23 protein-coding genes are annotated in these 25,920 nt (G+C 67.0%); 16 read left to right on the top strand and 7 right to left on the bottom strand.

Annotated elements, in window-relative coordinates:
- Positions 1–12: 12 nt before the first annotated feature.
- Positions 13–987, bottom strand: coding sequence for a GlxA family transcriptional regulator (locus G7A98_RS12235; RefSeq protein ID WP_163649953.1), 975 nt, complete (start codon positions 985–987; stop codon positions 13–15).
- A 180-nt stretch (positions 988–1,167) separates the two neighbouring features.
- Here G7A98_RS12235 and G7A98_RS12230 point away from each other — a divergent pair, with 180 nt between their 5' ends.
- Positions 1,168–1,728, top strand: coding sequence for a L,D-transpeptidase (locus G7A98_RS12230; protein ID WP_163649952.1), 561 nt, complete (start codon positions 1,168–1,170; stop codon positions 1,726–1,728).
- A gap of 136 nt (positions 1,729–1,864) precedes the next feature.
- Positions 1,865–2,128 carry an Lpp/OprI family alanine-zipper lipoprotein gene (locus G7A98_RS12225; RefSeq protein ID WP_163649951.1) on the top strand — a complete coding sequence of 88 codons (264 nt, stop codon included), beginning with the start codon at positions 1,865–1,867 and terminating at the stop codon, positions 2,126–2,128.
- 98 nt (positions 2,129–2,226) lie between these two features.
- Here the strand turns inward: G7A98_RS12225 and mfd are convergent, their stop codons facing one another.
- Positions 2,227–5,676 (bottom strand): transcription-repair coupling factor, encoded by a 3,450-nt coding sequence (mfd, locus tag G7A98_RS12220; RefSeq protein ID WP_163649950.1) that lies wholly within the window; start codon positions 5,674–5,676, stop codon positions 2,227–2,229.
- 243 nt (positions 5,677–5,919) lie between these two features.
- Here mfd and G7A98_RS12215 point away from each other — a divergent pair, with 243 nt between their 5' ends.
- From G7A98_RS12215 to G7A98_RS12165, 11 genes are all read left to right on the top strand, one after another.
- Positions 5,920–7,374, top strand: coding sequence for a glyceraldehyde-3-phosphate dehydrogenase (locus G7A98_RS12215; protein WP_163649949.1), 1,455 nt, complete (start codon positions 5,920–5,922; stop codon positions 7,372–7,374).
- Between the two features lie 284 nt (positions 7,375–7,658).
- On the top strand, positions 7,659–9,011 hold the full coding sequence (locus tag G7A98_RS12210) for a Na(+)-translocating NADH-quinone reductase subunit A (RefSeq protein WP_163649948.1): 1,353 nt from the start codon (positions 7,659–7,661) through the stop codon (positions 9,009–9,011).
- A complete protein-coding gene (locus tag G7A98_RS12205; protein ID WP_163649947.1) occupies positions 9,011–10,243 on the top strand; it encodes an NADH:ubiquinone reductase (Na(+)-transporting) subunit B in 1,233 nt (410 codons plus the stop codon). The genes G7A98_RS12210 and G7A98_RS12205 overlap by 1 nt, the downstream gene beginning before the upstream one ends.
- Positions 10,240–11,028 (top strand): Na(+)-translocating NADH-quinone reductase subunit C, encoded by a 789-nt coding sequence (locus G7A98_RS12200; RefSeq protein WP_163649968.1) that lies wholly within the window; start codon positions 10,240–10,242, stop codon positions 11,026–11,028. The genes G7A98_RS12205 and G7A98_RS12200 overlap by 4 nt, the downstream gene beginning before the upstream one ends.
- Positions 11,029–11,031: 3 nt before the next feature.
- Positions 11,032–11,700: an NADH:ubiquinone reductase (Na(+)-transporting) subunit D gene (locus tag G7A98_RS12195; RefSeq protein ID WP_163649946.1), complete on the top strand. Its 669-nt coding sequence runs from the start codon at positions 11,032–11,034 to the stop codon at positions 11,698–11,700.
- Positions 11,701–12,321: an NADH:ubiquinone reductase (Na(+)-transporting) subunit E gene (gene nqrE, locus G7A98_RS12190; RefSeq protein WP_163649945.1), complete on the top strand. Its 621-nt coding sequence runs from the start codon at positions 11,701–11,703 to the stop codon at positions 12,319–12,321.
- Positions 12,322–12,347: 26 nt separating this feature from the next.
- Positions 12,348–13,580 carry an NADH:ubiquinone reductase (Na(+)-transporting) subunit F gene (gene nqrF / locus G7A98_RS12185; protein ID WP_163649944.1) on the top strand — a complete coding sequence of 411 codons (1,233 nt, stop codon included), beginning with the start codon at positions 12,348–12,350 and terminating at the stop codon, positions 13,578–13,580.
- Between the two features lie 53 nt (positions 13,581–13,633).
- A complete protein-coding gene (locus G7A98_RS12180) occupies positions 13,634–14,644 on the top strand; it encodes an FAD:protein FMN transferase (protein ID WP_240464743.1) in 1,011 nt (336 codons plus the stop codon).
- Between the two features lies 1 nt (position 14,645).
- Entirely contained in the window at positions 14,646–14,903 is a 258-nt protein-coding gene (gene nqrM / locus G7A98_RS12175; RefSeq protein ID WP_163649942.1) for a (Na+)-NQR maturation NqrM, read from the top strand.
- The gene (sthA, locus tag G7A98_RS12170; RefSeq protein WP_263478951.1) at positions 14,839–16,365 is read left to right on the top strand and encodes a Si-specific NAD(P)(+) transhydrogenase; all 1,527 of its coding nucleotides are present in this window, start codon (positions 14,839–14,841) and stop codon (positions 16,363–16,365) included. The genes nqrM and sthA overlap by 65 nt, the downstream gene beginning before the upstream one ends.
- 82 nt (positions 16,366–16,447) lie before the next feature.
- Positions 16,448–16,732 carry a YrhK family protein gene (locus tag G7A98_RS12165; protein ID WP_163649940.1) on the top strand — a complete coding sequence of 95 codons (285 nt, stop codon included), beginning with the start codon at positions 16,448–16,450 and terminating at the stop codon, positions 16,730–16,732.
- Between the two features lie 7 nt (positions 16,733–16,739).
- Here G7A98_RS12165 and G7A98_RS12160 read toward each other — a convergent pair whose 3' ends face one another.
- From G7A98_RS12160 to G7A98_RS12145, 4 genes are all read right to left on the bottom strand, one after another.
- On the bottom strand, positions 16,740–17,606 hold the full coding sequence (locus tag G7A98_RS12160; RefSeq protein WP_163649939.1) for a DNA replication terminus site-binding protein: 867 nt from the start codon (positions 17,604–17,606) through the stop codon (positions 16,740–16,742).
- Between the two features lie 105 nt (positions 17,607–17,711).
- Positions 17,712–18,650, bottom strand: a complete 939-nt coding sequence (locus G7A98_RS12155; RefSeq protein WP_163649938.1) for a rhodanese-related sulfurtransferase — start codon at positions 18,648–18,650, stop codon at positions 17,712–17,714.
- 178 nt (positions 18,651–18,828) lie between these two features.
- Entirely contained in the window at positions 18,829–19,728 is a 900-nt protein-coding gene (locus G7A98_RS12150; RefSeq protein WP_163649937.1) for a carbon-nitrogen hydrolase, read from the bottom strand.
- 1 nt (position 19,729) lies between these two features.
- Complete coding sequence (locus tag G7A98_RS12145; protein WP_163649936.1) at positions 19,730–20,797, bottom strand: agmatine deiminase family protein; 1,068 nt, start codon at positions 20,795–20,797, stop codon at positions 19,730–19,732.
- Between the two features lie 155 nt (positions 20,798–20,952).
- On the opposite strand from G7A98_RS12145, the gene G7A98_RS12140 reads away from it, so the two are divergent.
- Both G7A98_RS12140 and G7A98_RS12135 read left to right on the top strand, forming a co-directional pair.
- Positions 20,953–22,194, top strand: a complete 1,242-nt coding sequence (locus tag G7A98_RS12140; protein WP_163649935.1) for a lipoprotein-releasing ABC transporter permease subunit — start codon at positions 20,953–20,955, stop codon at positions 22,192–22,194.
- The gene (locus G7A98_RS12135) at positions 22,187–22,909 is read left to right on the top strand and encodes an ATP-binding cassette domain-containing protein (RefSeq protein WP_163649934.1); all 723 of its coding nucleotides are present in this window, start codon (positions 22,187–22,189) and stop codon (positions 22,907–22,909) included. Before G7A98_RS12140 ends, G7A98_RS12135 begins: the two co-directional genes overlap by 8 nt.
- A gap of 31 nt (positions 22,910–22,940) precedes the next feature.
- Here the strand turns inward: G7A98_RS12135 and G7A98_RS12130 are convergent, their stop codons facing one another.
- Positions 22,941–23,495: a DUF2062 domain-containing protein gene (locus G7A98_RS12130; RefSeq protein WP_163649933.1), complete on the bottom strand. Its 555-nt coding sequence runs from the start codon at positions 23,493–23,495 to the stop codon at positions 22,941–22,943.
- Between the two features lie 95 nt (positions 23,496–23,590).
- Here G7A98_RS12130 and G7A98_RS12125 point away from each other — a divergent pair, with 95 nt between their 5' ends.
- Positions 23,591–25,918 carry a DNA internalization-related competence protein ComEC/Rec2 gene (locus G7A98_RS12125; protein ID WP_240464742.1) on the top strand — a complete coding sequence of 776 codons (2,328 nt, stop codon included), beginning with the start codon at positions 23,591–23,593 and terminating at the stop codon, positions 25,916–25,918.
- Positions 25,919–25,920: the final 2 nt, after the last annotated feature.

Genomic DNA, 25,920 nt, shown 5'->3' with positions numbered 1-25,920 from the left:
CGAGTCGTCGTGTCAGGGGTCGCCCGGGGCCAGGCGTGTCTGGCGCGGGCTTTCGCCATAGCGCTGGCGATAGGCCCGCGAAAAGCTCGACGCCGAGGTGAAGCCGCAGGCCAGGCCGATCCCCAGGATGTCGTGGTCGGTCTCCTGCAGCAGCTGGCGAGCGCGCGCCAGGCGCAGGTGGCGATAGTAGTCGCGTGGCCGGATGCCCAGCTCCTGTTCGAAGAGTCGCTGCAGCTGGCGCAGCGACAGGGCCACCCGCGAGGCGACCCGGTCGAGGGGCAGCGGCGATTCGATATGCCGTTCCATCAAGGCGACGGCGTCCACCAGCGCCGGCTTGTGGGTGCCCAGGCGCTGCACCAGGGCCTGGCGCTGCTGGTGCTGGGGCGTGCGCCCCTGATCGTGGATCAGCTGCTCGGTCACGGCCGTGGCCAGTGCCCGACCGTGGCGCCGGGCGATCAGATCGAGCGACATGTCCATGGCCGCCGCGCCGCCGGCGCAGGAGAAGCCGTGCTCGGCGACCTCGAACAGCGACTCGACGGCGTCGATGTCGGGAAAGCGTTCGCGAAAGGCGGGCAGGCTCTCCCAGTGCAGGGTGACGCGACGTCCGGCCAGCAGTCCGGCCCGGGCGAGGATGATGCTGCCGGTATCGATGCCGCCCAGCGCGCAGCCGTCCTCGGCGAGACGATGCAGCCAGCGCAGGGTGTGCCGGGTCAGCGTCGCCTCGGGCTCGAAGCTGCTGCAGATCGCCAGGCCGGGCAGCCGTGGCGCGGTGTCGGGGGACGCATCGGCGAGCAGGGTCATGCCGTTGCTGGCGGTGATCGGCTCGCCGTCCTGGGTGATCACCCGCCAGGCGAACAGCTCGCGGCCCGCGACCCGGTTGGCGATGCGCAGCGGCTCGACGGCGGAGAAGAACGCGACCATCGCGAAGCGGGGCATCAGCAGGAACCCGAGCGTCTCGGGGAGGGGGCCGGTGTAGTGAAGTCGCATGTCGCCGTCGAAACCCTTGGCTGCCTGAAGCGGGCATGGTAACCGATGACCGCCGACAGGCAAGGTGGCGCCGCCGCTAGGCAGCGGCCCCCGCCTTGGCGTATCGTTGCCCGTTCGTGCCGGCGTGCGGCGCCGCGGCGGCAGCACGGAAACCGGGTGGCTTGCGGGTCGGGAGAGAGCATGAAACGCGCGCTGGGGTTGGTGATTCTGGGACTGCTGATTGCCCTGCCGGCATGGGCCCGAGCGGCCTCGGCAACCGACAAGGTCTGGGTGCTGATCGATCATGCCAGTTCGACCCTGACGGTCTATCGAGGGCAGCAGACAGTCGAGCGTTTTCATCCCATCGCCGTGGGACGACGTGGTGTCACTGATACGCGATTACGGGGCGACATGACCACTCCCGCCGGGGTCTATCATGTCACGCGATTCAATTATGATAGTGACTTTCATCTGTTCATCGGACTGGATTTTCCCAACCTCGCGCAGGCCCGTCGGGCGGAGGAAACCGGTGTCCTGAGCGACCAGGAGTTCGATCGTTACCTGAGCTACTATCGGCGTCACGGGCAGCCGCCACAGGACACGGTGCTGGGCGGCGATATCGGCATTCACGGGCTGGGTCAGGCCGACCCCGGCATGCATCGTCGCTTCAATTGGACACAGGGTTGCGTCGCCGTGACCAACCCGCAGATCGATCGCCTGGGCGAGCTGGTGCAACTTGGCACCAAGGTCATCATCCGCTAGTTTCTAGGGTGGAAGTGATGCAGGTTTGCTTGCATCATATAGGCGGGTTTCATGGACGACGACCATCGTTGCCCTGAAGACCTGCCGAGCAGGAATCCAACGCAAAGAACCAAGGATAGACTCTAAGGAGATCATGATGGCTAACAGCTTCAGCAGCGCTCTCAAGCTTTCCGCAGTTGGTGCCGCCATGCTGGTCATGGCAGGCTGTGCTGCACAGGGCGGTGAAGAGCAGAGCAAATGGGATCAGATGGATTCCGACGTCGCCGAGGCTCGCAGCATGTCGAGCGAGGCCCTGAACACCGCCAACCAGGCGCAGCAGACTGCCCAGTCTGCCCTGCAGATGGCGCGTGAAAACCGTCAGGCCATGGATCGCATGTTCCAGCAGTCCATGCAGAAGTAATGCGACGATCCTGCCCCTCAGGGAGGCAGTATCTGCATGACGAAGGCCCCGCTATGGCGGGGCCTTCGGCGTTTCGGGGCACGCTCGAAGCGTGACGGTCAGGCGGCGGCCGCCTTGCGATTCAGGGTCTCGAGCAGGGCTTCGACCGCCGCGAAGCGCCGGGTCTCGTCGGCCATGTCGGCCTCGAAGCGCAGGGTTTCGGCCCCGTCGAGCCGGTACTGATCGGGGTTCTGCTGAATCAGTTGCACCAGGGTCATGGGGTCGACGGCCGGCTGATTGCCAAAGATCACGCGTCCGCGTGACTCGCCGGCTTCCAGGCGCACGATGCCCAGCCGCTCGGCGCGCTGGCGCAGTCGGGTCTGGCGCATGAGCGTCTTGACCGGCGCCGGCAACAGGCCAAAACGGTCGATCATCTCGACCTGCAGTTCCTTGAGCGCGGCCTCGTCCTCGGCATGGCTGATGCGCTTGTACATGATCAGCCGCTGCTGGACATCATGCAGGTAGTCGTCGGGAATCAGCGCCGGCAGGTTGAGGCTGATCTCCACGCCTTCCTCGAGCGGCGCCTCGATGTTGGGCGTCCTGCCGGCACGGATCGCCTTCACCGCACGGTCGAGCATCTGCATGTAGAGACTGTAGCCGATGGTCTCCATCTGGCCGCTCTGCTCGTCGCCGAGCAGCTCGCCGGCGCCGCGGATCTCCATGTCGTGGCTGGCCAGGGTGAAGCCGGCACCCAGATCCTCGGCCTGGCCGATCGCCTCGAGTCGTTTCACGGCATCCTTGGTCATCGCTCTGGGATGCGGGGTGAGCAGGTAGGCGTAGGCCTGGTGGTGGCTGCGCCCCACGCGGCCGCGCAGCTGGTGCAGCTGGGCCAGGCCGAACTTGTCGGCGCGCTCGATGACGATGGTGTTGGCGCTGGGCACGTCGATGCCGGTCTCGATGATCGTCGAGCACACCAGCACGTTGAAGCGCTGGTGATAGAAGTCCGACATGATCCGCTCCAGCGAGCGTTCGGGCAGCTGGCCGTGGGCCACCGCGACCCGGGCCTCGGGCACCAGCTCGCGGATCGCCTCGGCGCTCTGCTCGATGGTCTTGACCTCGTTGTGCAGCACGTAGGCCTGGCCGCCACGCAGGATCTCGCGCAGCAGCGCTTCCTTGATCACCCCGTCGTCGCGCTGCTGGACGAAGGTCTTCACCGACAGCCGGCGCGCCGGGGGGGTGGCGATGATCGACAGGTCGCGAATGCCGCTCATGGCCATGTTGAGGGTGCGCGGGATCGGCGTGGCGGTCAGCGTGAGGATGTCGACCTCGGCGCGCAGGTTCTTGAGCCGCTCCTTCTGACTGACCCCGAAGCGATGTTCCTCGTCGACGATCAGAAGGCCCATGTTGGGGAACTTCATCGACTTCGAGAGCAGCTTGTGGGTGCCGATGACGATGTCGGCGCGACCTTCCTCGATGCGCTTCAGGGTCTCGGCCTGGCCCTTGCCGCCGGTGAAGCGCGAGATCAGCTCGACCTGCACCGCGGTATCGGCGAAGCGGTCGCGGAAGTTGTCGTAATGCTGGCGGGCCAGCAGGGTGGTGGGCACCAGCACCACCACCTGACGGCCCGAGTGCACGGCGAGGAAGGCGGCGCGCATGGCGACCTCGGTCTTGCCGAAGCCGACATCGCCACAGACCACGCGATCCATGGGGCGTGGCGCGGTCATGTCGCCGATCACCGCCTGGATCGCCGCGCGCTGGTCGGGGGTTTCCTCGAACGGGAAGCTGGCGGCGAAGCGCTGGTAGTCCTCGCCGGGCGGCTCGCAGGCGAAGCCTTCACGGGCCTCGCGGCGCGCATAGATGTCGAGCAGCTCGGCGGCGGTGTCGCGGATGCGCTCGGCGGCCTTCTTCTTGGCCTTGTCCCAGGTGTCGGAGCCCAGCTTGTGCAGCGGGGCGAGCTCGTCGCTGGCGCCGGCGTAGCGCGAGATCAGGTGCAGGCTGTCGACCGGCACGTAGAGGCGGGCACCGTCGGCGTACTCGAGCGCCACGAACTCGGCGGCCTGGCCGCCGGCCTCGAGGGTCTCGAGGCCCAGGTAGCGGCCCACGCCGTGGGCCTGGTGCACCACCGGGGCGCCGGGTCGCAGCTCCGAGAGGTGGCGGATCGCCAGCTCGTTGTCGTCGGTGGCCTTCTCGCGGCGACGGCTCTGGCGGACCACATCGCCGAACAGCTCGGTCTCGGTGATCACCGCCAGTGCCGGGTCATCGAGGTTCAGCCCTTCCTCGAGCAGCCCCTCGGTAATCGCCAGCGGCGTGTCATCGGCCAGGAAACTCTGCCAGCTCTCGGCATGGGGAATCTCGCGGTGCAGGACGGCAAGGGTTTCCTCCAGGGCCTCGCGGCGGCCGCGGGATTCGGCGACGAACAGGATGCGCTGGCCGGCGTGCGCGGTCAGGTAGCGCTCGAGTGCGGCCAGCGGTTGCTGCGCACGGGCATTGATCGCCACCTGGGGCGGCGGCTGGGTCGCCGGGTGCCGGGCGTGAGGGTGCGCTTCGTCGCGGGTCAGCTCGAGGCGGGGGCGCGCCTTGATGGCGGCGAACACCTCGGGCACCGGGATGAAGGTCCGGGACGGGGGCAGCAGGGGGCGTGTCGGGTCGACGCCGAGGTTCTCGTAGCGGCTCTGGATCGCTGCCCAGTGGTGGTCCGCCGCCTCATGGACGCCGGGCATCAGGGCGATGCGAGTGCCCGCGGCGAGATGGTCGAACAGCGTCGCGGTTTCCTCGAAGAACAGCGGCAGGTACTGCTCCAGCCCCGGCGAGGGAATCCCCTTGATGGCGTCGTTGTACAGCGGGCACTGGCGCGGGTCGACATCGAACAGGGTCTCGAAGCCCTCACGGAAACAGGCGATCGCCGAGCGCGTCAGCGAGTACTCGTGCGCGGGCAGCAGCTCGATCGTCTCGACCTTGTCGCCGCTTCTCTGGGTGTCGGGGTCGAAGCGGCGCAGGGTGTCGATCTCGTCATCGAACAAGTCGATGCGCAGTGGAGTTTCGCTGCCCATCGGGAAGAGGTCGATCAGCGCGCCGCGCAGGGCGTACTCGCCGGGCTCGTAGACGGTTTCCACCGCACGGTAGCCGGCGCGTGCCAGGCGGGTGCGGAAGGCGTCGCGGTCGAGCGTCATGCCGACTTCCAGCGTCATCACCCGCCCGGCGATGTAGTCGGTCGGCGGCAGGCGCTGCATCAGGGTGTTGATCGGCACGATGACGATACCGTCATCGGCGCTCTGCAGGCGACGCAGGGTACGCAGACGCTCGGAGACGATGTCCTGATGCGGCGAGAAACTGTCGTAGGGCAGCGTCTCCCAGTCGGGGAAGGGCAGCACCGGCACGTTCGCGAAGAAGCGCAGGGCGCTTTCCAGGCGCTGGGCACCGGCGGTGTCGGCGGTGATCACCAGCAATTGGGCATCGTCGGCGAGTCGCGCCAGGCTCAGCGGTGTGGCGGCGCCGTGGGGTGCCAGGCAGTAAAGCGTGTCGCGAACCCCCGAGGGGCGCGGTGGATCGAGTGGCGAAAAGTCAGGCATGTTCGACAACATTTCGACGTGGCGACGGTGGAGCGATCATAACAGCTGCGAGTGGCTGCCGGGAAAAGCGCGGCCCTTGTGCCTCGTAAACCCGCGGCACAGGCCGATTTTGCGCTTGTAGTCAACCCGTGATTTCTGTAGTGGGCCTACAGCAAGTGCGACCATACAGCGATTGCAGTCCTGTCTCAGCGGCACGGATAATACGTGGGTCATTATCCACGCGATTCCGTAAGGGGCGACTACGTGAGTCAAGACAAGCTCGACACCTGTTTCCAGGAATGGCAGGACAACGAAGCACTGGCCGAAGAGATGATTCCCCTGCTCGGTCAGCTGTACCGCAAGTACAATGTGGTGCCTTCGCTGTACGGCCGCTCGCTGATCATCCGTTCGGTGATCCGGATTCTCAAGAACCACCGCTACGTGAAGAAGGTCGAGGGCACCGAGCTGTCCGTGCGGGATACCCTGCCGATGGTTCGCGCCATGCTGAACCTGGAGCTGGGGCCGGCGCACATTGACCTGGGCAAGCTGGCGGTCGCCTTCAAGCGCAGCGGGCGCAGCGACGTCGAAGCCTTCCTGCGCGAGGAGCTGGCCGAGATCGTCGGCGGCCACGAGACCAACGGCATGGGCGGCGAGCCCAAGGATGTCGTGCTCTACGGTTTCGGCCGTATCGGGCGCATCCTGGCCCGCATCCTGATCGAGAAGGCCGGCGGCGGCAACCTGCTGCGCCTGCGCGCCATCGTGGTCCGCGGCGGCGGCGACGACCTCGAGAAGCGCGCGAGTCTGCTGCGTCGCGACTCGGTCCACGGGCCGTTCTCCGGCTCGATCAGCGTCGACCACGAGAACAGCGCCCTGATCGCCAACGGGCACTATATCAAGGTGATTCACGCCGACTCGCCTGCCGAGATCGATTACACCGCCTACGGTATCGACAACGCCATCGTCGTCGATAACACCGGCAAGTGGCGCGACGAGGAGGGGCTGTCCCAGCACCTGGCGAGCAAGGGCGTTGCCAAGGTGCTGCTGACCGCGCCGGGCAAGGGCGATCTCAAGAACATCGTCTACGGTATCAATCACGGCGACATCGGCGACGAGGACCGGATCATCTCCGCGGCGTCGTGCACCACCAACGCCATCGTGCCGGTGCTCAAGGCCATCAACGACGAGTTCGGCATCGCCAACGGCCACGTCGAGACAGTGCACTCCTACACCAACGACCAGAACCTGATCGACAATTACCACAAGGGCGATCGCCGCGGCCGCAGTGCGCCGCTCAACATGGTGTTGACCGAGACCGGGGCGGCCAAGGCGGTGGCCAAGGCGCTGCCGGAGCTGTCCGGCAAGCTCACCGGCAACGCGATTCGCGTGCCGACGCCCAACGTCTCCATGGCGATCCTCAACCTGAATCTGACGCGCGAGGCCGATCGGCAGACCCTCAACGACTACCTGCGTCGCATCTCGCTGGACTCGCCGCTGCAGAAGCAGATCGACTACGTCGACTCGCCCGAGGTGGTGTCCTCGGACTTCGTCGGCAACCGCCACGCCGGCATCGTCGATGCCAAGGCGACCATCGCCGACGGCACCAATGCCGTGCTCTACGTCTGGTACGACAACGAGTTCGGCTACAGCTGCCAGGTGGTGCGCATCCTCCAGTCCATGTCCAACGTGCGTTTCCGCTACCTGCCTCGCGCCCGCGACTGACGGGCCTTTGCGGCGCCCCGCCCGGGGCGCCGCCGATCTCTTGCCGGCGTCGTCACTCTCCGGCTGCTGGTGGCCTTTCGATCGGTGTCTCTTTATAATGGCTGCGTTTTTTTGGGCGCGGTCCGTATGGCCACGGGCTGTACATATCACAATATTCTGACAAGAAAGTTTTCGAGCACCGTGACTGTTGCCGCTCACGACGCAGGCCTGCGCGTCGGAGTCATTGCCATGTCGTGCGTCGAACCCCTTTCCTTGCTAATCAGATTCGATAACTGGGCGAGACTATGATCGAAGTCAAACGAGGCCTGGATCTCCCCATCGCGGGGGCGCCCGAGCAGCGTATCGAGGATGCGCGGCCGGTGCGCCACGTGGCCGTCCTGGGCACCGACTACGTCGGCATGAAGCCGACGATGGAAGTCCGGGAGGGGGATCGGGTGAAACTGGGGCAGCGCCTCTTCACCGACAAGAAGATCCCGGGAGTGACCTTCACCTCGCCGGCGGCCGGCGAGGTGGTCGAAATCAACCGTGGCGAGCGGCGTCGCCTGCTGTCGGTAGTGATCAAGGTCGATGATGCCGAGGAGCAGGTGGCGTTCACCGCCCATGGTGCCGATGCCCTGGAGCGGCTCGAGCGTCAGTCGGTGGTCGATCAGCTGGTCGAGTCCGGGCTGTGGACCGCGCTGCGCACCCGGCCCTTCTCGCGCACGCCGGCACCGGATGCCGAGCCGGCCAGCATCTTCGTCACCGCCATCGACACCCATCCGCTGGCTGCCGACCCCGCGCTGGTCATCAACGAGCAGCCCGAGGCGTTCGCCAACGGCTTGAAGGTGCTGGGGCGTCTCACTCAGGGCAAGGTGTTCCTGTGCCATGCACCGGATGCTAGGCTGCCCGGTTCCGACGTGGCCGGCGTGCAGGCCGAGAGCTTCAAGGGGCCGCATCCGGCGGGCCTGGTAGGCACCCATATCCACCATCTGTCGCCGGTCAGTCTGACGCGCCAGGTCTGGCACCTGGGCTACCAGGACGTGATCGCCATCGGCAAGCTGTTCGCCGAGGGCAAGCTCGACGTTAGCCGGGTGATCGCGCTGGGCGGACCGCGCGCCGAAAAGCCGCGCCTGATCCGCACCCGGATCGGGGCGAGCTGCCGTGAGCTGCTCGACGGCGAGATCGCTTCGGCCGACAACGACACCCGCGTGATCTCGGGCTCGGTGTTCGGCGGCAAGGTCGCCGAGGGCGCGCTGAGCTATCTGGGCCGCTTCCACCAGCAGATCAGCCTGCTTGAGGAAGGCAACAAGCGCAGCTTCATGGGCTGGCTGTCGCCGGGGCGCGACCGTCACTCGGTGCTGGGTATCTATCTGTCGCGGCTGACCGGCCTGCACAACTATGCGCCGACGACCACCACCAACGGGTCCGAGCGCGCCATGGTGCCGGTGGGCGCCTACGAGGCGGTGATGCCGCTGGATATCCTGCCGACCCAGCTGCTGCGGTCGCTGATCGTCGGCGACATCGAAACGGCCATGCAGCTCGGCTGCCTCGAGCTGGATGAGGAAGACCTCGCGCTGTGCACCTATGTGTGCCCCGGCAAGTACGAGTACGGTCCCATCCTGCGCGACAATCTCACCACGATCGAGAAAGAGGCTTGATGATGGGCATCCGACAGACACTCGACAATCTCGAGCCGCACTTTCACAAGGGAGGCAAGTACGAGAAGTTCTACGCGCTCTACGAAGCCGTGGACACCATCTTCTACTCGCCCCCCGACGTCACCCGCACCACCTCGCATATCCGTGACGGCATCGATCTCAAGCGGATCATGATCACGGTGTGGTTCTGCACCTTCCCGGCGATGTTCTTCGGCATGTACAACGTCGGTCTGCAGGCCAACCAGGCCATCGCCGACGGCTACAGTGCCCTGGGTGGCTGGCGCGAGGCGGTGACCATGCTGCTGGCCAGCGGCAACGACCCGGCGAACTGGTGGGACAACTTCGTGCTGGGGGCCACCTACTTCCTGCCGATCTACTTCGTGACCTTCGTGGTCGGCGGCTTCTGGGAAGTGCTGTTCGCCGTCAAGCGCGGCCACGAGGTCAACGAGGGCTTCTTCGTCACCTCGGTGCTCTACGCGCTGATCCTGCCGGCAACCATCCCGCTGTGGCAGGTGGCGCTGGGCATCACCTTCGGCGTGGTGATCGGCAAGGAGGTCTTCGGCGGTACCGGCAAGAACTTCCTCAACCCGGCTCTCACCGGTCGCGCCTTCCTGTACTTCGCCTATCCGGCGCAGATCTCCGGTGACTCCGTGTGGGTGCCGGCGGACGGCTACACCGGTGCCACCGCGCTCTCCACGGCCCACGGCGACGGCATGATGGCCCTGCACCAGCAGATGAGCTGGACCGACGCCTTCCTCGGCTTCATCCCCGGCTCGATCGGCGAGGTGTCGACCCTGGCGATCCTGATCGGTGCCGCCGTGCTGCTGTGGACGAAGATCGCCTCCTGGCGAATCATGCTCGGCGTGTTCCTGGGCATGGTGGCGACCAGCTCGCTGTTCAACGTCATCGGCTCCGACACCAATGCGCTGTTCGCCATGCCCTGGTACTGGCATCTGGTGATCGGCGGCTTCGCCTTCGGCATGGTGTTCATGGCCACCGATCCGGTGTCCGCCTCGATGACCGACACCGGCAAGTGGGTGTTCGGTGCCCTGATCGGGGTCATGACCGTGCTGATCCGCGTGGTGAACCCGGCGTTCCCCGAAGGCATCATGCTGGCGATCCTGTTCGCCAACCTGTTCGCCCCGCTGATCGACCACTTCGTGGTGCAGGCCAACATCAAGCGTCGGCAGAAGCGTGAAGCCGCTGTCACGATGAGCAAGGAGACCGCCTGATGGCCAGCAACAACTCCATCAAGAAGACCCTCACGGTCGCGTTCGCGCTGTGTATCGTCTGCTCCGTCGTGGTCGCCTCGGCGGCGGTCGTGCTGCGTCCGACCCAGCAGAAGAATCAGGCGCAGGATCGCATGCGCAACCTGCTCCAGGTGGCCGAGCTCTACAAGCCCGGCAAGGATATCCGCGACCTGTACGACGAGCTGATCACGCCGCGCGTGGTCAACCTGAAGACCGGCCAGTACGCCGAGGACAAGAACCCCGAGACCTTCAACCAGTTCGAGGCCGCCAAGGACCCGGCGCAGTCGATCACCCTGTCCGGCAGTGACGACATCGCGGGTATCGGTCGTCGCGAGAACTACGCTACGGTATATCTGGTGGGGGATCCCGACAGTCCCGACGAGATCATCGTGCCGGTCCGCGGGCAGGGGCTGTGGTCGCTGATGTCCGGCTACCTGGCCCTCAAGGGCGACGGCAATACCGTCGTCGGCCTGTCCTTCTACGACCAGGGGGAAACCCCGGGGCTCGGCGGCGAGGTCGACAACCCCAAGTGGAAGGCCCTGTGGGACGGCAAGAAGATCTATCCGGAAGACAGCATGGATCCGGCCATCAAGCTGGTGAAGGGCGGTGTCGGCCCCCAGACGCCGGACGCCATCCACAAGGTGGACGCGCTCTCCGGGGCGACGCTGACCAGCAAGGGGGTCACCCATCTGCTGCAATTCTGGCTGAGTGACGAAGGCTTCGCCGAGTACTTGGCCCGGTTCCGCGACAAGACGCAAGGAGCGTAAGCCATGGCTGCCTATACGCCCAAAGGCGTGCTGACCACGCCGATCTTCAAGAACAACCCGATCGCCCTGCAGATCCTGGGGATCTGCTCCGCGCTGGCGGTCACCAACTCCATGAGCACCTCGCTGGTCATGGGGCTGGCGGTCATCGCGGTCACGGCGTTCTCGAGTTTCTTCGTTTCGCTGATTCGCCACCAGATCCCGTCATCGATCCGCATCATCGTGCAGATGACGATCATCGCCTCGCTGGTCATCGTGGTCGACCAGGTACTCAAGGCCTATGCCTACGAGATCTCCAAGCAGCTCTCGGTGTTCGTCGGCCTGATCATCACCAACTGTATCGTGATGGGTCGCGCCGAGGCCTTCGCCATGCAGAACGGGCCGGTGATGAGTTTCCTCGACGGTGTCGGCAATGGCCTCGGCTACACTGTGCTGCTGCTGACCGTGGGCTTCTTCCGTGAGCTGTTCGGCTCCGGTTCGGTCTTCGGTTTCACTGTCCTGCAGCCGGTCAGCGACGGTGGCTGGTATGTCACCAACGGCCTGCTGCTGCTGCCGCCCTCGGCGTTCTTCGTGATCGGCCTGATCATCTGGGGGCTGCGTAGCCTCAACCCGGAACAGGTCGAGGAAAACGAGTTCAAGATCACGGCCAACACCCAGGCCAAGGAGGCGGTGTAAATGTTCGAACATTACCTGAGCCTGTTCGTGAAGGCCGTGTTCGTCGAGAACATGGCGCTGGCCTTCTTCCTCGGCATGTGCACCTTCATGGCGGTTTCCAAGAAGGTTTCCTCGGCCATCGGCCTGGGCGTGGCGGTCATCGTGGTGCTGACCATCACCGTGCCGGCCAACAACCTGATCCTGCACTACCTGCTGCAGGAGGGGGCCCTGAGCTGGACCGGCATCGCGGGCGCCGAGAACATCGACCTGTCGTTCCTCGGCCTGCTCAGCTACATCGGTGTGATCGCGGCGATCGTGCAGATCCTCGAGATGTTCCTCGACAAGTTCGTGCCCACGCTCTACAACGCCCTGGGCGTGTTCCTGCCGCTGATCACGGTCAACTGCGCGATTCTCGGCGCCTCGCTGTTCATGGTGCAGCGTAACTACAGCTTCGGCGAGTCGGTGATCTACGGTTTCGGTGCCGGTGCCGGCTGGACGCTGGCGATCACCGCGCTGGCGGGTATCCGCCAGAAGCTCAAGTACAGCGACGTGCCCGCCGGCCTGCGCGGACTGGGCATCACCTTCATCACCGTGGGGTTGATGTCGCTGGGCTTCATGTCCTTCTCCGGCATCCAGCTGTAAGCACAACACGACAATAGGAAACCGACATGGTCGATACATCGATTATCGTGCTCGGCGTCGTCATGTTCACCGTGATCGTCATTGGCCTGGTGGCGATCATCCTGGCGGCACGCAGCCGGCTGGTGAGCAGCGGTGACGTGACCATCGAGATCAACGACGATCCCGAGAACACCGTGACCACCCAGGCCGGCGGCAAGCTGCTGCAGACCCTGGCCTCCAATGGCATCTTCCTGTCCTCCGCCTGTGGTGGCGGGGGCTCCTGCGCCCAGTGCAAGTGCCGGGTCACCGAGGGGGGCGGCTCGATCCTGCCCACCGAGGAGTCGCACTTCACCATGGGCGAGAAGAAGGAAGGCTGGCGGCTTTCCTGCCAGGTGCCGGTGAAGCAGGACATGAAGATCGAGGTGCCCGAGGAGGTCTTCGGCGTCAAGAAGTGGGAATGCGAGGTCATCGAGAACCCCAACGTCGCCACCTTCATCAAGGAGCTCAACCTCAAGCTGCCGGAAGGCGAGGAAGTCGCCTTCCGCGCCGGCGGCTACGTGCAGCTGGTGGCGCCGCCCTACGACATCAAGTTCTCCGACTTCGACATCGAGGAGGAGTACCGGGGCGACTGGGAGAAGTTCGGCCTGTTCAACATCGCCCACAAGAGCGACGAGGAAGTGATCCGCGCCTACTCGATGGCCAACTATCCGGAAGAGAAGGGCATCCTCAAGTTCAACATCCGTATCGCCACGCCGCCGCCCAACACCAACCATCCGCCGGGCCTGATGTCCACCTACGTCTTCGGCCTCAAGCCGGGCGACAAGGTCACGGTGATGGGGCCGTTCGGCGAGTTCTTCGCCAAGGACACCGACGCCGAGATGGTGTTCATCGGCGGGGGTGCCGGCATGGCGCCGATGCGCAGCCACATCTTCGACCAGCTCAAGCGTCTGGATACCCAGCGCAAGATCTCGTTCTGGTACGGCGCGCGCTCCTGGCGCGAGACCTTCTACAACGAGGAATACGACAAGCTGGCCGAAGAGCACGACAACTTCGAGTGGCATCTGGCGCTTTCTGACCCGCAGCCGGAAGACAACTGGACCGGGTACACGGGCTTCATTCACAACGTGCTCTACGAGAACTATCTCAAGGATCACCCGGCGCCCGAGGACTGCGAGTACTACATGTGCGGGCCGCCCATGATGAATGCGTCGGTGATCAAGATGCTGACCGACCTGGGGGTGGAGCCGGAGAACATCCTCCTGGATGACTTCGGCGGATGATCTCGCCAAGCCGACCAACCGCAACAGGGCCGCTCCAGGCCCTGTTGTCGGTAGTGGCCCTGGTGATTCTGCTCGCCGGCTGCGACAGCCGCCCGGAGGTGGCGGCCCACCGCTTTCAGGGGCCGATCTTCGGTACCGGCTATCACGTCACCGTCTATGCCGCGCTCGACGAGGCCGCGCAAGAGGCGCTGGGGCAGGGCATTCGCGACACGCTTGAACGCGTCGATCACCTGATGTCCACCTACAAGCCGGATTCGGAACTGTCGCGCTTCAACCGCTATCCGGTCGGCGTGCCGTTCTTTCTCTCGCCACAGACGGCCGAGGTGATCCGCGAGGCCCTGCGCATCGCCCGGCTCTCCAACGATGCCTTCGACGTCACCGTGGGGCCCGCGGTCAACCTGTGGGGCTTCGGCCCCGACGGGCGCCCGGACCGGGTGCCCGACCCGGACGCGCTCGCCGCGGCGTTGGCGCGGATCGACATTCATGCCCTCGAGCTCGACGGCGATACCCTGACCAAGCGCAAGCCGGTGTACGTCGACCTGTCGGCGATCGCCAAGGGCTATGGCACCGACCAGGTCGCCGACTACCTGGAGCAGCAGGGCATCGACAGCTATCTGGTCGAGGTCGGGGGCGAGATCCGCACCCGCGGGCACAAGCCGGAAGGCAGCGAATGGCGAATCGCCGTCGAGAAGCCGGTCTCCCGCGAGCGCAGCGTGCAGCGGATCATCGACCTGGGGACCTCGGCGGTGGCCACGTCCGGCGATTATCGCAACTACTTCGAGCAGGACGGGGTGCGCTACTCGCATACCATCGACCCGCGGACCGGGCGGCCGATCACCAATCACGTCGCCTCGGTGACGGTGATCAGCGAGCGCTGTGCCACGGCGGATGCGCTGGCCACGGCGCTGACGGTGATGGGCGAGCGGGCGGCGCTGGATCTGGCCGAACGGGAAAACCTGGCGGTCTACTTGATTGTCAGAACGGATGAGGGTTTTGACATTCGCATGAGCTCGGCCTTCGCGCCCTATCTCGAAGGGGCGACGACGGCCGGCAAGGAGGAGTGAGATGACGACCTGGTTACTGGTACTGGGGGCCATGCTGCTGCTGGTGGCCGCGATGTCGGTAGGGGTGCTGCTCGGCCGCAAGCCGATCAGCGGCTCCTGCGGCGGGCTCAATAACCTCGGGCTCAAGGAAGGCTGCGATATCTGCGGCGGCAAGGACGAGGTCTGCGAGGAGGAGAATCGCAAGCGCCGGAGCGATGTCCGCCGCCAGGCCGACGAGCAGCGTGGCCTGGACCTGGGGTACGACGCGACCCGCCGGTGAGCGACGCCGGCTCGTCGGGCGGCGAGCCGGTGAGTCATTTGTCAGAACCAACGAGGAGACGCGAGAGCTGATGGCAGTCCATAACTACGATGTGGTGGTGATCGGTACCGGGCCGGCTGGAGAGAGTGCGGCGATCAATGCGGCCAAGCACGGCAAGCGGGTGGCCATCATCGAGAAGCAGCCGGCCGTGGGCGGCAACTGCACGCACTGGGGCACGATTCCGTCCAAGGCGCTGCGCCATCAGGTCAAGCAGATCATGCAGTTCAACACCAACCGCATGTTCCGCGACATCGGCGAGCCTCGCTGGTTCTCGTTTCCCCGGGTGCTGGAGCGCTCGCGGGTCACCATCGATCAGCAGGTGGAGATGCGCACCAACTTTTACTCCCGCAACCGCATCGACCTGTTCTTCGGTCTGGCCCGCTTCAAGGATGAGCACACCGTGGTGGTGCGCGACAACCATGAGGGCGCCGAGGAGCTCTGCGCCCAGAAGATCGTCGTCGCCACCGGCTCGCGGCCCTATCGGCCGGGGGATGTCAACTTTCGGCATCCGCGCATCTACTGCTCGGACACCATCCTGGGGCTCTCGCACACGCCGCGCACGCTGATCATCTACGGGGCCGGGGTGATCGGTTCGGAATATGCCTCGATCTTCTCCGGGCTGGGGGTCAAGGTCGACCTGATCGACACGCGTGATCGTCTGCTGTCGTTTCTCGACGACGAGATCAGCGACGCGCTGTCGTACCATCTGCGCCAGCATGGCGTACTGGTCCGCCACAACGAGGAGTACGAGCGGGTCGAGGGCGACGAGTCCGGCGTGGTGGTGCACCTGAAGTCGGGCAAGAAGCTGCGTGCCGATGCCTTCCTGTGGGCCAACGGACGTACCGGCAACACCGACGAACTGGGCCTGGAGACCATCGGCCTGGAAGCCAATGGCCGCGGGCAGCTGACCGTCGACGACCATTACCGCACGGCGATCCCGCACATCTATGCCGTGGGTGACGTGATCGGCTGGCCGAGCCTGGCCAGCGCCGCCTACGACCAGGGGCGCAGCGCCAGCGACGAGTTCCTCGACGAGCCGTTTCGCTTCGTCACCGAGATCCCCACCGGGATCTACACGATTCCCGAGATCAGCTCGGTGGGGCGCACCGAGAGCGAGCTCACCGAGGCGAAGGTGCCCTACGAGGTGGCCCAGGCCTTCTTCAAGGATACCGCCCGTGCCCAGATCACCGGCGATACCGTGGGCATGCTGAAGATTCTCTTCCATCGCGAGACACTGGAGATCCTGGGCATCCACTGCTTCGGCGACCAGGCCTCCGAGATCGTTCACATCGGCCAGGCGATCATGCAGCAGCCGGGCGAGGCCAACAGCCTCAAGTACTTCATCAATACCACCTTCAACTATCCCACCATGGCGGAAGCCTACCGGGTGGCCGCCCAGAACGGGCTCAATCGCCTGTTCTGAGCCGCAGGCCGTTTTCGGGCAAAGCGTCGAGCCCGCCGTCGTGCGGGCTTTCATGTTCATCTCATCGCGACAGGAGGTCAGGATGCGCAAGGAACGTGACCCGCAGAGCAGTGACTGGATCTTCACCATCGGCCACGAGGAGCTGGTGATCCACCGGCGCTACGAGGTCCTGAGCATCATCAACGATGCCATGCTGGGGATCTGGTTCACCGTCGGCAGCATCTGCTTCTTCTACGAAGGGACGCTCAAGACGCTGGGCGTCTGGCTGTTCGTGATCGGCAGTGTCCAGCTGCTGATTCGTCCCATGATCCGCCTGCATCGCTACGTATACTTCAAGCGGATGCCCGATACCGACCAGGACTACTGACCGCCGCTTACCGGCTGCGGTAACGGTAGACGCGCAGGCTGGGCAGGAAGACGTCGTCCTCGAGGCGCTCGTCGCTGCGCCTGGCCCGGGTCCGGCCTTCCGGCGGGCGGGGCAGCGGCGTGTTGTGGCGTGGCAGCCGGGCGTCCGGGGTCGGGATGAACAGCGGCAGGGGCAGGTTCATGGCGCGCCGCTCGCGACCGTCGGCGAGCGGCTCGGCGAAGAACAGGTTGGCGCGCATCACCGGCGCCTGCTTCTGTACCTGGGCCAGTGGTTCGCTCGACGGCAGCCCGGCGAGCCGCTCCAGCTGGATGCGGATATGCGGTGCTTCGCTGTCCATCGTCAGCAGCCGTTGCTCGGCCTCGCGCACGCTGAGCCGCTTGATCGAGCGGCCGCTCGAGTACCAGGCCAGGCGCACCCGGGACAGCGGGGCGTCGGCGACGGGGATGTGCCGCCAGCACTGCTTGAGATGCAGGCGGGCCAGCCCCTGGCCGCGCAGGTGCTGGTGCAGGGCCGGGTGGCGGAAGGGCAGCACGGCCTTGGCCTCGGGAATCAGCCCGGCGGCCTGGTCGCGGATCTCGGCCAGCGTGGCGGCGAACGCGCTCTTGCGGCGGTTGACCTCGCCCACGGCGTCGAGCAGCGCGTCATCGGCGGCGATCAGGCCCACGTAGCTGCGCGTGACCCGGCCATCCTGGCCGTCGTGATACCAGAAGTCGAAGAGGGCACCCTGCAGCCAGTCGCGATCCGGTGTCGGCGTCTCCAGCGCCCAGGCCTCGCGAGGCGCGTCGGCGTAGATGTCGAGCAGCCGGTGAGTGGCGTCGATCAACGCATCGAAGGCGACTTCGAGTTCGGCCATCAGCCGGTACTGGGCTTCCATCGGCGGCTCCTTTTTATACCGTTATCTTGATGTGCCCAGAATAGCCATTGGGCCAGCAGCTGTCACGCCGCCCGTCGGCATGGCGAGCGGGCGGCGAGCCGTCTATCAGGATTCGACGAGTTCCCGAGGATCACGGCCGATCGGGTGGGGCTCCCGGCGTGCCTTGGCCAGCTCGATCTGGCGCTGGCGCTCGGCGGCGCGTGCCCGGGTCTTCTCCGAGAGCGAATCCCAGCAGTGCGGGCAGCTCACGCCGGGTTCGTACTTCTCGGACGCCCGGTCGGCCTCGGAGATGGGGCGGCGGCAGGCATGACACTGGTCGTATTCGCCCTCGCTGAGATCGTGCCGAACGGTCACGCGGTTGTCGAAGACGAAGCAGTCGCCCCGCCACAGTGACTGTTCTTCGGGGACTTTCTCGAGATAGTTGAGGATGCCGCCCTTGAGGTGGTAGACCTTTTCGAATCCGGCGTCGAGCATGAAGCTCGAGGCCTTCTCGCAGCGAATGCCGCCGGTGCAGAACATGGCCACCTTCTTGTGGCGGCTGGGGTCGTAGTGCGCCTTGACGTACTCGGGGAACTCGCGGAACGACTTGGTTCGCGGGTCGACGGCGCCCTCGAAGCTGCCGATTTCCACCTCGTAGTCGTTGCGGGTGTCGATCACCAGCACCTCGGGGTCACTGATCACGTCGTTCCAGCGTTCGGGATCGACGTAGGTGCCCACCTGGCGGCTGGGATCGACGCCGGGCACGCCGAGGGTGACGATCTCGCGCTTGAGCTTGACCTTGGTGCGATAGAAGGGGTGCGCCTCGCAGTAGGACTCCTTGTGGTCGAGCCCGGCCAGGCGCGGGTCCGCCTTGAGCCAGGCGAGCAGGGCGTCGATGCCCTCGCGAGGGGCGGAGACGGTGCCGTTGATGCCTTCCTCGGCAAGCAGCAGCGTCCCCTTGACGTCGTTGGCCTTCATTACCGCGAGCAGCGGCTCGCGCAGTTCCTGGTAATCGGTGAGCGTGACGAACTTGTACATCGCCGCCACGACGATGGAATCACTCATGCAGAAGCTCCAGTCAGTCGTCCGCGTAAAGGACGGTCCGGATGGGTAACAGGGGCGGTGGACACCGCGCGGCAATATTCTACGGCAAACGGCCGAGGCGTGCAGCGCGGCGGGGTGTCGCTGGGGCAGGACGGGCGATGCCGGAGCCGTCGCCCGCCAGGAAACGGAAGACGGTCGATCAGCGGTCGCGATAGCGCCGGGTCAGGTCGCCGTAGGCATCGATGCGCCGGTCGCGCAGGTAGGGCCACATGCGGCGGACATTCTCGCTGCCGCGCATGTCGAGTTCGACCAGCAGGTTCTCGGGCTCGTCGCCGGCATGGGCCAGCAGCTCGCCCTGGGGACCGCAGATGAAGCTGCCGCCCCAGAAGTCGATGCCGGGCGTGACCTCGCTGTGGTCGGCCTCGTGACCGACCCGGTTGGCGACCAGCACCGGCAGGCCGTTGGCCACGCCGTGGGCGCGCTGGATCAGCGTCCAGGCGTCCTTCTGGCGGCCTTTCTCCGGCAAGTCGTCGGGCGGATGCCAGCCGATGGCGGTCGGGTAGAGCAGCAGCTCGGCACCGGCCAGTGCCATCAGGCGTGCCGCTTCCGGATACCACTGATCCCAGCACACCAGCACGCCGAGGCGGCCCACCGAGGTGTCGATGGGCTCGAAGCCCTGGCCGGCATCGGCGTCGCCGGGGGTGAAGTAGAACTTCTCGTAGAAGCCCGGGTCGTCGGGGATGTGCATCTTGCGGTAGTGGCCGACCCGGCCGCGGGCCCGGTCCAGCACCACGGCGGTGTTGTGGTAGATCCCGGCGGCACGCCGCTCGAAGATCGAGCCGACCAGCACGATGTCCAGCTCCCGGGCCAGCTCGGCCAGGCGCGTGGCGGTGGGGCCGTCCAGGGGCTCGGCCAGGTCGAACAGGTCCGGGTCCTCGTGCTGGCAGAAGTAGTGCGTGGCGTGCAGCTCCTGCAGCAGCACCAGCTCGGCGCCCCGGGCGGCCAGGTCGCGAATGCCGTCCTCGCTGGCGGCCAGGCTGCGTGCCTTGTCGGGCCAGGCGGCCTGCTGGACCAGGCCGACCTTGAGGGTCTCTTGCATCTCAACGCTCCTCTTCAAGTGGCGTCGCGTCGGCGGCGCTCAGGCTGCCTTGCGGTAACTGCATGGTCAGGCAGTGTAGGCTGCCATGCTGGCGAATCACACTGCGGCAGTCGATGGGCACGATGTCCCGGTCGGGGAAGGCCTCGGCCAGCGCGGCCAGTGCCCGGGCATCGGCCGGATCGGCGTAGGTGGGCACCAGCACGGCCCCATCGAGAATCAGGAAGTTGGCATAGGTCGCCGGCAGCCGGTGGCCGTCGTCCGGATCGAAGCAGGGCCGCGGCCAGGGCAGCGGCACCAGTCGGTAGGGCGAGCCGTCGCGCCGGCGCAATGCCTGAAGTTCGCGTTCCATCGCCTGCAGTGCGCCGTGGTGCGGATCCTGCGGGTCGTCGCAGCGCACATAGGCGATGGTCCGGGCGTCGCAGAAGCGCGCCAGGGTGTCGATGTGGCTGTCGGTATCGTCGCCCTCGAGATGGCCGTGACGCAGCCAGAGCACCCGGTCGATGCCGAAGTCCTCGTGCAGGCGCGCCTCGACTGCTGCCCGATCGAGCGTCGGGTTGCGGTTGGGGTTGAGCAGGCAGGCCTCGGTGGTCAGCAGCGTGCCTTCGCCGTCGGTCTCGATGGCACCGCCCTCGAGCACCAGGTCGCGGGATTCCACCGGAACGGCGAAACAGCCGGTCTCGGCCAGGCGGCGGGTCAGGGCGTCGTCACGCGCGGCGGGGAACTTGCCGCCCCAGCCGGTGAAACGGTAGTCCAGCAGTACCACGCGACCGTCGCGCTCGACGGCGATGGGGCCGTGATCGCGGGCCCAGGTGTCGTCGCTGGGGGCCACGGCGAAACGCAGGCGAGCGGCGGCCACGCCGAGGTGCGCGAAGCGCGTCGTCAGGCGTTCCCGGGTGGCGGTGTCGGCCACCGTGATCAGCACGGCCTGATGGCGGGCGATGGCCACCGTGATGGCTTCCAGCGTCGCCTCGATGCACGCCAGCAGGGGCGCCCAGTCGCTCTCGGCGGTGGGCCAGGTAAGCTGAATGGCATCCTGCGGGTGCCATTCGGGGAACAGACGCTGCGTCATGGTGTCTCCTGAAGCCGAGAACGCGCCCCGGGGGCGGGCGGCGGCATTGTAGATCGCGCCGTGTGCGTTGCAAGCCTTTCGTCGCGTCGGGGCTCGATGCGTCGGCGCCGAAAAAACCGTACCATGGGTCGCCTGTCGACAAGGAACCGAAGTTGATGCTGGATCGCCTACCTTTTCTGATCGGATTGCGCTATGTGCGCGCCAAGCGCCGCAATCACTTCATCTCGTTCATCTCGCTGACCTCGATGCTGGGCCTGACGCTGGGCGTGGCGGTGCTGATCCTGGTGCTGTCGGTGATGAACGGCTTCGACCACGAGCTGCGTACCCGGGTGCTGGGCATGGTGCCTCACACACGCATCGAGAAGCCCGCCGGGATGAGCGACTGGAAGCCGCTCGCCGAGCGGCTGACCCGACGCAAGCATGTCGTCGCGGCGGCCCCCTACGTGGAACAGCAGGGCATGCTGGCGGCCGGCGGCAACACCCAGGGCGCGCTGGTATGGGGCATCCAGCCCGACTACGAGAAGCGCGTGTCGATCATCGACCAGCACATGCAGCAGGGCAGCCTCGATGACCTCAAACCCGGCGAATGGCACGTCGTGCTCGGCGATCTGCTGGCACGCAACCTGGGCGTGGGGGTCGGCGATCGGGTGACACTGCTGGTGCCCGAGGCCTCGATCACCCCGGGGGGGGTCTTCCCGCGCATGAAGCGCTTCACGGTCAGCGGCATCTTCAAGGTCGGCGCCGACCTCGATGCGCGTCTGGCCTATGCCAACATCCAGGACATGCAGAAGCTGGCACGCATGGGCGACAACGTCGGCGGGCTGCGGCTCGAGCTCGACGACCTGTTCCTGGCGGGCAGCGTCACCCAGTCGATCCTCAACGAGCTGGGCTACGGCTATCGCGGCATGGACTGGACCTACACCCACGGCAACCTGTTCCAGGCGATCCAGATGGAGAAGCGCATGATCGGGCTGCTGCTGATGGTGATCGTCGCCGTGGCGGCCTTCAACATCGTCTCGACGCTGGTGATGGTGGTGACCGACAAGCACGCCGACATCGCCATCCTGCGCACCATCGGCGCCACGCCGCGCACCATCATGGGCATCTTCATCGTCCAGGGGCTGGCCATCGGCCTGATCGGCATCCTCATCGGCGTGGGGCTGGGCATCGCCCTGGCGCTGTCGGTGTCCGACATCATCAGCTGGTTCGAGTCGGTCACCGGCATCCAGTTCCTGGACCCCAACGTCTACTTCATCAGCTACCTGCCCTCGCGGCTCGAGTGGAGCGACGTGGGCCTCATCGTCGCCACGGCCTTCGGGCTGAGCTTCCTGTCGACGCTGTATCCCGCCTGGCGGGCGTCACGCGTGCAACCCGCGGAGGTCCTGCGCTATGAGTGATCCGGTTTCTTCCGTCGCCACACCCGACACGGCGGAGCGCGAGGTCATGCTGGCCTGCGAGGGGCTGACCAAGGTCTACCGCGAGGGGCCCCAGGACGTCACCGTGCTCAACGGGCTCGACCTGTCGGTGCGCGCCGGCGAGCGTGTCGCCGTGGTGGGCAGTTCCGGCTCCGGCAAGACCACGCTGCTCAACCTGCTGGGCGGGCTCGACCGGCCCACCGCAGGCACGGTGCGGGTCGCCGGCCAGTCGCTGGCCGAGCTGGGCGAGGCGGCCCTGGGGCGTTTCCGCAACCGGCATATCGGCTTCGTCTACCAGTTTCACCACCTGCTGGCCGAGTTCACCGCCTGCGAGAACGTGGCCCTGCCGTTGATGATCCGGGGCTGGAAACGTCGCGAGGCCCAGCAGCGGGCCGCCGACATCCTCGAGCGGGTCGGCATGGCGCCACGCGCCGATCACAAGCCCGGCGAACTTTCCGGCGGCGAACGCCAGCGGGTGGCGATCGCCCGGGCGCTGATCACCGATCCGAGCCTGATGCTGATGGACGAGCCTACCGGCAACCTCGACCAGACCACCGCGGCGAGCATCCTCGGTCTGATGGATGAGCTGGCGGCGACGGCGGCCTGCGCCTTCGTGGTGGTGACTCACGACCCGGGGCTGGCCGCCCATCAGGATCGGGTGCTGCACCTTGATCTGGGCCACCTGACCGAGACCTGACGGAGGCGGGCCGCGACGGGGCGCCAGAGTCTCAGGCGGAAGGCGGTCGTCCGGCGTGGGCCGTCCGGGCCCGCCGCCGGCGGCGCTGGCGACGCCGCCAGCTGCGCGCCACGTGCCAGCGCCAGATCAGGCGGATAGCCACGTTGGCCACCACCCCGGTGACCACCGCGGCGACCAGCGAGCCGAGCAGCAGCGGCGGCAGGATCTCGGCCATCTTGGCGGCGATCCAGTGAGTGCTGAACTGGTCGGGAGCGGGGCGTGCCGGGGTGTTCAGAAGCCAGGCACCCAGCCGATAGTTGCCGTAGAAGATCAGCGGCATGGTCAGCGGGTTGGTCAGCCAGACCAGCCCGACCGACAGCGGCAGGTTGCAGCGCAGCAGCCAGGCGCCGGCGGCGGCGACCACCATCTGGAAGGGCATCGGCAGCAGGGCGCAGAACAGGCCGACCATGAAGGCATTGCCCACCGAGCGGCGGGTCAGCATCCACAGCGTGGCGTTGCCGATCAGGTGGCTCATGAAACGCAGCGAGCGATTGCGCTGCAGGGTTTCCGGGTGAGGCATGTAGCGCTGGAGAAGACGGCGCGGCATGGTATCGCTCGCTGTATCGGGTTCGGTCATTATCCATAGTTGGCCCGCCTTCTGCCATGGCCGCGTGTCAGTGAGGAGCGTCGTTCATCGTCTCGTTGCACTTCCCTCGTTTCCCTGGGGCGAGCCTGGCCGCCGGCCTGGCGCTGGCCGCCGTGTCGGGCAGCCTGGCGGGCTGGCTGGCGCTTCCCGGGCTGCCGGAGTTGCTGGCGCTCGCCGTGCTGCTCGCCCTGTCGGCGGGCCGCTACCGGCTGGTTGTGCTGTTGCTGGTGATGGCCCTGACGGCACTGGCGATCGGCGAGGCGCGACAAGCGCAGCTGCCCGAGGGGCTGTCGCGCCAGGACCTGCGGGTGAAGGCCACCGTCACCCGGTGGCAGCGCGACGGGTCGCTGGCCCGGCTGCGCCTGGCCGTCGCGGACTGCCGGCCGCTGGCGGCGGTACGCCCGGCCTGCCGGGACCTCGGGCGGGTGCGGGTCAGCTGGTACGATCCGCCGCCGCTGGCGACGGGCGACGTCTGGTCCCTGACGCTGCGGCTGCGACCGCCGGCCGGCTTCGCCAATCCTCACACCTTCGACTACGGTGCCTGGCTGTGGCGCGAGGGCATCGGCGCCACCGGCTATGTGCGTGATGCGCCACCGCCGCGGCGGCTGGCGGCCGGCAAGCCCGGGCTGCGTGACGCGGCGCTGGCGCACCTGGATCGCCGGATCGACGATCCGCTGACCCGGCGCTGGCTGGGGGCGCTGACCCTGGGGGCTTCCGAGCGGCTGACGGAGGCCGACTGGGCTCTGCTCAATGCCACCGGTACCACGCATGTCATGGTGATCTCGGGGCTGCACGTGGGGCTCGTCGCGACGCTGATGCTGTGGCTGGCGCGCGGGGCGGCCAGGCTGGTCACGCCCGGCCGCTGGCGGCTGGCGGTATGGCCCTGGTGGGCGGCGGCGATGGCCGCGGTGGGCTACGGGGGGCTGGCGGGGCTCGAGCCACCCACGCTGCGCGCCATGATCATGACCCTGGTCGGCCTGTGGGTGGCCAGCGGCCGCCATGCGCCGGGCCCCTGGCAGGGCTGGTGGCTGGCGCTCGCGCTGGTGGTGGCGATCGACCCGCTGTCGCTGTGGCGACCGGGGCTGTGGCTGTCGTTCACCGCCGTGGCGCTGCTCATCCTGGCCTGGCAGGGGCGCCGACGGCCCGCCGGCTGGCGAGGCTGGTGTCTGGCCCTGCTGCGTACCCAGCTGCTGCTGTCACCGCTGATGGCGGCGGCCGTGCTGCTCGCCTTCGGTCGCCTGGCGCCGGCGGCGCCCCTGGTCAACCTGCTGATCGTGCCGCTGGTCGGCAGCCTGCTGGTGCCCCTGGGGCTGGCCGGCTGGGCGGCGGCGCCCGTGCCGCCGCTGGCGTCGCTGTGCTGGCAGGGCTTCGCCTGGCTGGCCCATGGGCTGCAGGCCGCCCTGGCGGCGATGGCCGACACCGTTCCGCTGTGGGAGCCACCGGGCTGGGCGATCTGGCCGACGGCGCTGGCGCTGATTCTGGTCACGCTGCTCTGGGCGCTGCCGGGGGTCACGGCGGCGCCCCGCTGGCTGGGCAGCCTGACGCTGGCCGTGCTGGTCGTGACGCTCACCCCGCCCGACATGGCGAAGGGCCAGTTGCGCCTGCGGGTGCAGGATGTCGGCCAGGGGCAGCTGGTCGAGCTGCGCACGGCCCATCATCGGCTGCTCTATGATACCGGGCCACGCTTTCGTTCCGGCTTCATGCCGTTGTCCACCCTCTGGCCGGCGGGGCAGCAGTTCGATGCCGTGATCGTCAGCCACGGGGATCGCGACCATGCCGGCGGCGTCCCCGCGCTGGTGGCCCAGCATGAGGTCGCGCGCTGGTACTCGCCGCTGGCGGACCGGCCGTCGGCCGCTGGCGGGGAGGCTGATCGTCAGCCCTGTCGGGCCGGGCGTGGATGGCGCTGGGATGGTGTGCGCTTCCGGTTCCTGTGGCCGCGCGGGACGCCCCCCGACAGGCCCCGCAACGACCGCTCCTGCGTGCTGCTGGTGACGGCGGCCAACGGCGAGCGGGCCCTGATCAGCGGCGATGCCACCACGGCCGTCGAGGCACGCCTGCTGGATGCCGTGCCCGAGGGCGTGACGGTGTTGGTGGCCGGGCATCACGGCAGTGCCACCAGTTCGTCGTCGGCCTGGGTGGCGGCGACCCGGCCGCGACAGGTCGTGTTCAGCGCCGGGCGGGACAATCCCCACGGCCACCCCCGGCCCACGGTGGTGAGACGCTACCGGCGCGCCGGCAGCTGCCTGTGGAACACGGCGCTGGATGGCGCGGTGACCCTGTGGCTGGGCGGCGCGCACGCGCCGGCGCTGGCCGTCCGGCGAGCCCTGCCGGGCGGGGTCGAGAGTGTCGAAGGGGGCTGCCATACGGTAGAATCGCCGCACTGAAA

Origin of the sequence: Modicisalibacter sp. 'Wilcox', from assembly GCF_010993675.1 — a bacterium.
Lineage (GTDB): Bacteria > Pseudomonadota > Gammaproteobacteria > Pseudomonadales > Halomonadaceae > Modicisalibacter > Modicisalibacter tunisiensis.
This window is presented reverse-complemented; position numbering and strand designations above follow the sequence as displayed.